At 56.4% G+C, this 9,355-nt stretch carries 8 protein-coding genes; all 8 read left to right on the forward strand.

All coding sequences use genetic code 11. From position 1 onward, the window contains the following. The first annotated feature begins 50 nt into the window (after positions 1-50). Positions 51-1,733, forward strand: a complete 1,683-nt coding sequence (gene yidC, locus CFE47_RS30630) for a membrane protein insertase YidC (protein WP_286842879.1) — start codon at positions 51-53, stop codon at positions 1,731-1,733. A 79-nt stretch (positions 1,734-1,812) separates the two neighbouring features. Beyond that, positions 1,813-3,183 carry a tRNA uridine-5-carboxymethylaminomethyl(34) synthesis GTPase MnmE gene (mnmE, locus tag CFE47_RS30635; protein ID WP_286842871.1) on the forward strand — a complete coding sequence of 457 codons (1,371 nt, stop codon included), beginning with the start codon at positions 1,813-1,815 and terminating at the stop codon, positions 3,181-3,183. A 551-nt stretch (positions 3,184-3,734) separates the two neighbouring features. Next, positions 3,735-5,627 carry a tRNA uridine-5-carboxymethylaminomethyl(34) synthesis enzyme MnmG gene (mnmG, locus tag CFE47_RS30640; protein ID WP_286842874.1) on the forward strand — a complete coding sequence of 631 codons (1,893 nt, stop codon included), beginning with the start codon at positions 3,735-3,737 and terminating at the stop codon, positions 5,625-5,627. Next, a complete protein-coding gene (gene rsmG, locus CFE47_RS30645; protein ID WP_071490884.1) occupies positions 5,624-6,268 on the forward strand; it encodes a 16S rRNA (guanine(527)-N(7))-methyltransferase RsmG in 645 nt (214 codons plus the stop codon). The genes mnmG and rsmG overlap by 4 nt, the downstream gene beginning before the upstream one ends. Positions 6,269-6,286: 18 nt before the next feature. Next, entirely contained in the window at positions 6,287-7,084 is a 798-nt protein-coding gene (locus tag CFE47_RS30650) for a ParA family protein (RefSeq protein ID WP_185709609.1), read from the forward strand. 9 nt (positions 7,085-7,093) lie between these two features. After that, the gene (locus tag CFE47_RS30655; protein ID WP_016970690.1) at positions 7,094-7,966 is read left to right on the forward strand and encodes a ParB/RepB/Spo0J family partition protein; all 873 of its coding nucleotides are present in this window, start codon (positions 7,094-7,096) and stop codon (positions 7,964-7,966) included. Between the two features lie 148 nt (positions 7,967-8,114). Next, positions 8,115-8,522: a F0F1 ATP synthase subunit I gene (locus tag CFE47_RS30660; RefSeq protein WP_003177069.1), complete on the forward strand. Its 408-nt coding sequence runs from the start codon at positions 8,115-8,117 to the stop codon at positions 8,520-8,522. A 16-nt stretch (positions 8,523-8,538) separates the two neighbouring features. After that, a partial coding sequence (gene atpB / locus CFE47_RS30665) for a F0F1 ATP synthase subunit A (RefSeq protein WP_286820031.1) occupies positions 8,539-9,355 on the forward strand: 817 nt, incomplete at its 3' end.

The following is a 9,355-nucleotide window of genomic DNA, read 5'->3' on the forward strand; positions in this document are numbered from 1 at the left end:
CCGGTTCCACCTATCCCTACCTCCCGTTCTTCTTCGATGGCCGAGTAATCATGGATATTAAACGCACGATCCTGATCGTCGCCCTGGCAATCGTGTCCTACGTCATGGTTCTTAAGTGGAACCAGGACTATGGCCAGGCTGCCCTGCCGACTCAGAATGTTGCTACCAACCAGGCTGCGCCGGCTATTCCGGACACCCCGCTGGGTAACAATGCGTCCGCGAGTGCCGATGTTCCCAGCGCGAATGGCGAGACAAGCGCCCCTTTAGAAACGCCAGTGGTCACCAACAAAGACCTCATCCACGTCAAAACGGATGTGCTCGACCTGGCTATCGATCCACAAGGTGGTGATATCGCCCAGCTGAAGCTGCCGCTGTATCCACGTCGCCAAGACCACCCGGATGTTCCGTTCCAACTGTTCGATAACGGTGGTGAACGTACTTATCTGGCACAAAGTGGCTTGACCGGCACCAACGGTCCGGATGCTCGTGCTACCGGTCGTCCGGTTTATTCGACCGAACAGAAGACTTATCAACTGGCTGATGGCCAGAACCAGTTGAACGTCGACCTGAAATTCAGTCACGAAGGCGTCAATTACATCAAGCGTTTCAGCTTTACCCGCGGTTTGTACGATTTGAAGGTCACTTACCTGATCGACAACGAAAGCGACAAGCCTTGGACCGGCAACCTATTTGCCCAACTGAAGCGTGACAACAGCGCCGACCCTTCTTCCAGCACTGCCACCGGCACCGCGACTTACTTGGGCGCAGCCCTGTGGACAAGTAACGAGCCGTACAAAAAAGTGTCGATGAAAGATATCGACAAGGGCGCACTGAAAGAAACCGTACAAGGTGGCTGGGTCGCCTGGTTGCAACACTACTTTGTGACCGCCTGGATCCCTAACAAGGGTGATGCCAACCTGGTTCAAACCCGCAAGGACAGCCAAGGCAACTACATCATTGGCTTCACTGGCCCGGCGTTGACCGTCGCTCCAGGTGCCAAGGCTGAAACCAGCGCTACTCTGTACGCTGGCCCGAAAAGCCAGGCTGTGCTGAAAGAGTTGTCCCCAGGTCTGGAACTGACCGTGGATTACGGCATTCTGTGGTTCATTGCCCAGCCGATTTTCTGGCTGCTGCAACATATCCACAGCATTGTGGGTAACTGGGGCTTCTCGATCATCTTCCTGACCATGCTGATCAAAGGGATCTTCTTCCCTCTGTCGGCTGCCAGCTACAAGTCGATGGCGCGCATGCGTGCCGTTGCTCCGAAACTGGCCGCTCTGAAAGAGCAACATGGTGATGACCGGCAGAAAATGTCGCAGGCCATGATGGAGCTGTACAAGAAAGAGAAGATCAACCCGTTGGGTGGATGCTTGCCGATTCTCGTACAAATGCCTGTGTTCCTGTCGTTGTACTGGGTTCTCCTGGAAAGCGTGGAAATGCGCCAGGCGCCGTTCATGCTGTGGATAACTGACCTGTCGATCAAAGACCCGTTCTTTATCCTGCCGATCATCATGGGCGCGACCATGTTTATCCAGCAGCGTCTGAACCCGACTCCGCCGGACCCGATGCAGGCCAAGGTAATGAAAATGATGCCAATCATCTTCACCTTCTTCTTCTTGTGGTTCCCAGCTGGTCTGGTTCTGTACTGGGTAGTCAACAACGTGTTGTCGATCTCCCAACAGTGGTACATCACTCGTAAAATCGAAGCGGCTACCAAAAAAGCTGCGGCGTAATTTACTCTGTGGATAACCACTCAAGACGCCCCCTAGTGGGGCGTTTTGCATTCCGTCACTTTTGTTCTGGAAACTGTTGATGAGCGCTCCTCGTGAAACCATCGCTGCTGTCGCTACCGCTCAAGGTCGCGGTGGTGTCGGCATCGTTCGAATTTCCGGGCCGCTCGCCGGCATCGCCGCCAAGGCTATCAGTGGCCGGGAGTTGAAGCCTCGTTATGCCCATTACGGTCAGTTTCTAGATGCTGACGAAAGCGTCCTTGACGAAGGCTTGGCCATCTACTTCCCGGGCCCGAATTCCTTTACGGGTGAAGATGTCCTGGAGTTGCAGGGCCACGGTGGCCCGGTCGTACTGGATATGTTGCTGCAGCGCTGCCTGCAGTTGGGTTGTCGCCTTGCCAGACCGGGGGAATTCAGCGAGCGCGCGTTCCTTAACGACAAGCTCGACTTGGCACAAGCTGAGGCAATTGCCGACCTGATCGAGGCCAGTTCTGCACAGGCTGCACGCAACGCATTGCGCTCATTGCAGGGGGCATTCTCCCTACGTGTGCATAACCTGACCGAGCAATTGATCAGCTTGCGTATCTACGTAGAGGCCGCTATCGACTTCCCGGAAGAGGAAATCGACTTCCTTGCCGATGGCCATGTGCTGGCGATGCTGGATAAAGTCCGTGAAGAGTTATCCACCGTTCTACGTGAAGCCGGGCAGGGTGCCTTGCTGCGTGACGGCATGACCGTGGTGATCGCCGGGCGGCCGAATGCCGGTAAATCCAGTTTGCTTAATGCCCTGGCGGGCCGTGAGGCCGCTATCGTCACCGAGATCGCCGGCACTACGCGTGATATCTTGCGCGAACATATCCACATTGACGGTATGCCGCTGCACGTGGTCGATACCGCTGGCCTTCGGGATACCGATGACCAGGTGGAAAAAATCGGTGTGGAACGCGCGCTCAAGGCGATCGGCGAAGCGGATCGTGTATTGCTGGTGGTGGATGCCACTGCACCTGAGGCGGTGGATCCGTTTGCACTGTGGCCAGAGTTCCTCGAACAACGTCCCGACCCGGCCAAAGTCACGTTGATCCGTAACAAAGCAGACCTGACGGGCGAGGCCATTGCACTGGAAACCAGCGCTGACGGGCATGTCACCATCAGCTTGAGCGCAAAATCGGCTGGCGATGGCCTGGAGTTGCTGCGCGATCACCTAAAAGCCTGCATGGGCTACGAGCAGACCTCTGAAAGCAGCTTCAGCGCACGTCGCAGGCATCTGGAAGCGCTGCGACACGCCAGCGCAGCGTTGGAGCACGGACACGCCCAGCTCACCTTGGCGGGGGCGGGTGAGCTGCTAGCCGAGGATCTACGCCAGGCGCAGCAACTGCTGGGAGAAATCACCGGCGCGTTTAGCTCCGATGACTTGCTGGGACGGATCTTCTCCAGTTTTTGTATCGGTAAATAATTCCCTCGTTGTCCACAGACAGGCAATTCGCGCCTGTCTGTTTCTCCTTCTTCAGCGTTCCCCTCCCTTTATTTGACCCATCACCCACCCTGTGGAGGCCTTTACGTGGGCGCTATTCGACCCGCTGCGTCGATTTCTGTGGATTAAGCCCTGTGAATAACCACCCCTGTGCCCAGTTGATAACAGGGCTCGAAAACTGAGTACAAACCCATCTGTGGATAACCTTCGGTTTAATCCACAGGCTTAAAGCACTTATCCAAGGGCCTTATTGGTACATGACCACAGACTTTTGAATCTCTGTACAGTACGTAAATAAAGGCTTATAGCGATCTATCCACAGAAAGTAGGCTCAGTAGAAATAAACATAAAAACAAAGATTTAATAAATTTCTCTCTTTTAATTTCTATTGTCTGTGATTCATCCACAGCTGGTTAAATTTTGTGCAAAGGGTTCTTTAGGAAGGGCTAAGTCCCTATACTTGCCGCCAAAGCTCTAAATCTCTTTCAACAGACAATTCCTGATTACCTACATAAGCAGGCACGAGGTGCGTGGTGGATTTCCCTTCCCGTTTTGAAGTGATCGTCATCGGCGGCGGTCATGCCGGTACCGAGGCAGCACTGGCGTCAGCACGCATGGGCGTAAAAACCCTATTGCTGACGCACAACGTGGAAACCCTCGGTGCCATGAGTTGCAACCCTGCCATAGGTGGGATTGGCAAAAGCCATCTGGTCAAGGAAATCGACGCCCTTGGCGGCGTAATGGCCATGGCTACCGATAAGGGTGGTATTCAATTTCGCGTGCTTAACAGCCGCAAAGGCCCTGCAGTACGCGCTACTCGGGCACAAGCTGATCGCATCCTGTACAAAGCCGCGGTACGTGAAACCCTGGAAAACCAGCCGAACCTGTGGATATTTCAACAAGCAGCGGATGACCTGATCGTCGAGCAAGACCAGGTGCGCGGTGTTGTCACTCAAATGGGCCTGCGTTTCTTCGCAGAATCCGTGGTGTTGACCACCGGTACGTTCCTCGGCGGACTTATCCACATCGGTATGCAGAACTATTCCGGTGGACGCGCCGGTGATCCGCCGTCGATTGCCCTGGCAAAACGCCTGCGTGAATTGCCGCTGCGCGTCGGTCGTCTGAAAACCGGGACCCCGCCGCGTATTGATGGGCGTTCTGTGGACTTTTCGATGATGACCGAACAAGCCGGTGATACGCCGATCCCGGTGATGTCGTTCATGGGCTCCAAAGAGCAGCACCCGAAACAGGTGAGCTGCTGGATTACCCACACCAATGCGCGCACCCACGAAATCATTGCCGCAAACCTCGATCGTTCGCCGATGTATTCCGGGGTAATCGAAGGGATTGGCCCGCGTTATTGCCCATCGATTGAAGACAAGATCCACCGCTTTGCCGACAAGGAAAGCCACCAGGTCTTCATCGAGCCCGAAGGCTTGACCACTCACGAGTTGTACCCGAACGGGATTTCCACTTCGTTGCCGTTCGACGTACAAATCCAGATCGTGCAATCGATTCGCGGCATGGAAAACGCGCACATCGTGCGTCCTGGCTACGCCATCGAGTACGACTACTTTGACCCGCGTGACTTGAAGTACAGCCTGGAAACCAAAGTGATCGGCGGCCTGTTCTTTGCCGGGCAAATCAACGGCACCACCGGTTATGAAGAAGCCGGCGCCCAAGGTTTGCTGGCCGGGACCAACGCTGCATTGCGTGCACAGGGCAAGGACAGCTGGTGCCCGCGTCGCGATGAGGCGTACATCGGGGTATTGGTCGATGACCTGATTACCTTGGGCACCCAGGAACCTTACCGGATGTTCACTTCCCGGGCGGAATACCGCCTGATCCTGCGTGAAGACAACGCCGACCTGCGGCTGACCGAAAAAGGTCGCGAGCTGGGCTTGGTCGATGACGCGCGCTGGGAAGCCTTCTGCAAAAAACGCGAAAGCATCGTGTTGGAAGAACAGCGCCTGAAAAGCACCTGGGTTCGCCCAGGTACCGAGCAGGGCGACGCAATCGCCGAAAAATTCGGCACGCCGCTGACGCACGAGTACAACTTGCTCAACCTGCTGTCCCGTCCGGAAATCGACTACGCTGGTCTGGTCGAAGTAACCGGGCATGGCGCAGAAGATCCACAGGTCGCCGAGCAGGTCGAAATCAAGACCAAGTACGCCGGTTACATTGACCGCCAGCAGGACGAGATCGCTCGCCTGCGCGCCAGTGAAGACACCAAGCTGCCTGTGGATATCGACTACACCGGGATTTCCGGGCTGTCGAAAGAAATTCAAAGCAAGCTGGGGATAACTCGTCCCGAGACATTGGGCCAGGCTTCACGTATCCCCGGCGTCACCCCAGCAGCCATTTCGCTGTTGATGATCCATTTGAAAAAACGCGGCGCGGGCCGTCAGTTGGAGCAAAGCGCTTGAGTTCGTTGGTCACCTCGCAACACGCCGAAGAGTTATCCACAGGTGCGCGCCAGTTGGGCGTCGACCTGACCCCGGCCCAGCACGAATTGCTGCTGGGCTACCTGGCCCTGTTGATCAAGTGGAACAAGGCTTACAACCTGACCGCAGTGCGCGATCCCAACGAAATGGTTTCTCGCCACTTGCTCGATAGCTTGAGCGTGATGCCGTTTATCGAAAACGGTCGCTGGCTCGACGTGGGCAGCGGCGGTGGCATGCCGGGCATTCCACTGGCCATCTTGTTTCCAGAGTCCCAAGTGACCTGCCTGGACAGCAACGGCAAGAAAACCCGCTTCCTGACCCAGGTCAAACTCGAACTCAAGCTGGATAACCTGCAAGTTATCCACAGTCGCGTAGAAGCCTTCACGCCTGAGCAGCCCTTCAATGGAATTGTTTCCCGGGCGTTCAGCAGCATGGAGAACTTCAGCAACTGGACTCGCCACCTCGGCGACCGTGATACCCGCTGGCTGGCAATGAAGGGCGTCCATCCAAGCGACGAGCTGTTAGCATTGCCGGCAGACTTCCACCTCGATAGCGAACACGCCTTGGCCGTACCTGGTTGCCAAGGCCAACGCCATCTGCTGATACTGCGCCGCACGGCATGATTGGGAACACAAGCAAGAATGGCTAAGGTATTCGCGATAGCGAACCAAAAAGGTGGCGTGGGCAAAACCACCACCTGCATCAACCTCGCAGCATCCCTGGTCGCCACCAAGCGTCGGGTGCTGTTGATCGATCTCGATCCACAGGGCAACGCCACCATGGGTAGCGGTGTGGATAAACACGGCCTGGAAAACTCGGTCTACGACTTGCTGATTGGCGAGTGCGACCTGGCGCAGGCCATGCACTTTTCCGAACATGGCGGTTATCAACTGCTGCCGGCCAACCGCGATTTGACCGCGGCGGAAGTGGTGCTGCTGGAAATGCAGATGAAAGAAAGCCGTCTGCGTAGCGCCTTGGCGCCGATCCGCGAAAACTACGATTACATCCTGATCGACTGCCCACCGTCATTGTCGATGCTGACACTGAACGCGTTGGTGGCAGCCGACGGGGTGATTATCCCCATGCAGTGCGAGTACTACGCATTGGAAGGGTTGAGTGACCTTGTGGATAACATCAAGCGTATTGCCGAGTTGCTCAATCCCAACCTGCAGATCGAAGGCCTGCTGCGGACCATGTTTGATCCGCGCCTGAGCCTGATGAACGATGTGTCGGCGCAGCTCAAGGAACACTTTGGCGATCAGCTTTACGACACAGTGATCCCGCGCAACATCCGTTTGGCCGAAGCGCCAAGCTACGGCATGCCTGCGCTGGCCTACGATAAAGCTTCGCGTGGCGCCATTGCCTACTTGGCCCTGGCCGGCGAGATGGTTCGTCGCCAACGCCGCAATTCACGCACCGCTGCCGCCCAGCCAACTTAAGGAATCCCCATGGCCGTCAAGAAACGAGGTCTCGGACGTGGACTGGATGCACTGCTGAGTGGTCCGACTGTCACGTCGCTTGAAGAACAAGCGGTGCAGGCCGACGAGCGCGAGCTGCAACACCTGCCCCTGGACTTGATACAGCGCGGTAAATACCAGCCTCGCCGGGACATGGACCCCCAGGCGCTGGAGGAGTTGGCCAATTCGATCAAGGCCCAGGGCGTAATGCAGCCGATCGTGGTACGCCCGATCGGCGGAGGACGCTTTGAAATCATCGCCGGTGAACGCCGCTGGCGCGCCAGCCAGCAGGCCGGCAAGGAAACCATCCCGGCGATGGTGCGCGATGTACCGGATGAAACCGCCATCGCCATGGCGTTGATCGAGAACATCCAGCGTGAAGACCTCAACCCGATCGAAGAAGCGATTGCCCTGCAGCGCTTGCAGCAGGAATTCCAGCTGACCCAGCAACAGGTGGCCGAGGCTGTGGGTAAATCCCGCGTGACCGTGTCTAACCTGCTGCGCCTGATCGCATTGCCGGAAGTCATCAAGACCATGTTGTCCCACGGCGACCTCGAAATGGGTCACGCCCGTGCTTTGCTCGGTTTGCCGGAAAATCAACAGGTTGAAGGGGCGCGACACGTTGTCGCACGGGGTCTTACTGTTCGCCAGACCGAGGCCCTGGTTCGCCAGTGGCTCAGCGGTAAACCTGCACCGGTCGAAACAGCCAAACCTGATCCGGATATCGCCCGTCTCGAGCAGCGCCTGGCCGAGCGCCTGGGCTCTGCGGTGCAGATTCGCCACGGCAAGAAAGGCAAAGGCCAATTGGTCATCGGATATAACTCCCTTGACGAGCTCCAGGGCGTCCTTGCCCACATCCGCTGAAACATTTGCTTATGTAGCGCGTGATCGGAAATCACTACCCGGCAGTTGAATAGGGGCAGAACCGCCCCTATACTCTGCGCGCATTTTGTCGGCACAAATTATGCCAAGTTATTGATTTCCGGCAGCCGACCATTGAGGAGCAAGAGTGATGGAAACCCGCACGCCAAACACGTTGCCGTTCCATCGCTTGGCCGTTTTTCCGGTTTTATTGGCTCAATTTGTCATTTTACTGATCGCTGCTTTGGCGCTTTGGTACGGGCATGGAGTCGTAGCCGGATATTCAGGACTCTGCGGAGGCCTGATAGCCTTGCTGCCCAATATGTATTTTGCTCACAGGGCCTTTCGGTTTTCCGGCGCCCGAGCAGCCCAGGCTATCGTCCGGTCATTTTATGCCGGCGAGGCAGGGAAACTGATTTTGACGGCAGTGCTGTTTGCACTGACCTTTGCAGGTGTGAAGCCATTGGCGCCGCTGGCTGTATTCGGCGTCTTCGTGTTGACCCAACTGGTCAGCTGGTTCGCTCCCCTGCTAATGAAAACAAGACTTTCGAAACCTTAGGGCGTTTGAGGCAACCATGGCAGAAACAACCGCTTCGGGCTATATCCAGCACCACTTGCAGAACCTGACCTTCGGTCAGCTTCCTAATGGCGGCTGGGGCTTTGCCCACTCCGCAGCAGAGGCCAAAGAAATGGGCTTCTGGGCTTTCCACCTGGATACTCTGGGTTGGTCGGTCGCATTGGGTCTGATCTTCGTCCTGATTTTCCGCATGGCGGCAAAGAAGGCGACTTCCGGTCAGCCAGGTGCTTTGCAGAACTTCGTTGAAGTATTGGTCGAATTCGTCGATGGCAGCGTGAAAGACAGCTTCCATGGCCGTAGCCCGGTGATTGCACCGCTGGCACTGACCATCTTCGTCTGGGTGTTCCTGATGAACGCCGTCGACCTGATCCCGGTTGACTGGATTCCTCAGCTCGCCATGGCGATCAGCGGTGATCCGCACATTCCATTCCGTGCCGTATCGACGACTGACCCTAACGCTACCCTAGGCATGGCCCTCTCGGTATTTGCGTTGATCATTTTCTACAGCATCAAGATCAAGGGCATCGGTGGTTTCATCGGCGAACTGACCCTGCACCCGTTCGGCAGCAAGAACATCTTCGTTCAAGCCCTGCTGATCCCGGTGAACTTCCTGCTGGAATTCGTAACCCTGATCGCCAAGCCGATTTCCCTGGCTCTGCGACTGTTCGGCAACATGTATGCCGGCGAACTGGTGTTCATTCTGATCGCTGTGATGTTCGGCAGCGGCCTGCTCTGGCTTAGCGGCCTGGGCATTGTTCTGCAGTGGGCGTGGGCTGTGTTCCACATCCTGATCATCACCCTGCAGGCCTTCATCT

It is taken from the genome of Pseudomonas sp. PGPPP1, from assembly GCF_002255865.1.
GTDB classification, from domain to species: domain Bacteria; phylum Pseudomonadota; class Gammaproteobacteria; order Pseudomonadales; family Pseudomonadaceae; genus Aquipseudomonas; species Aquipseudomonas cremoris.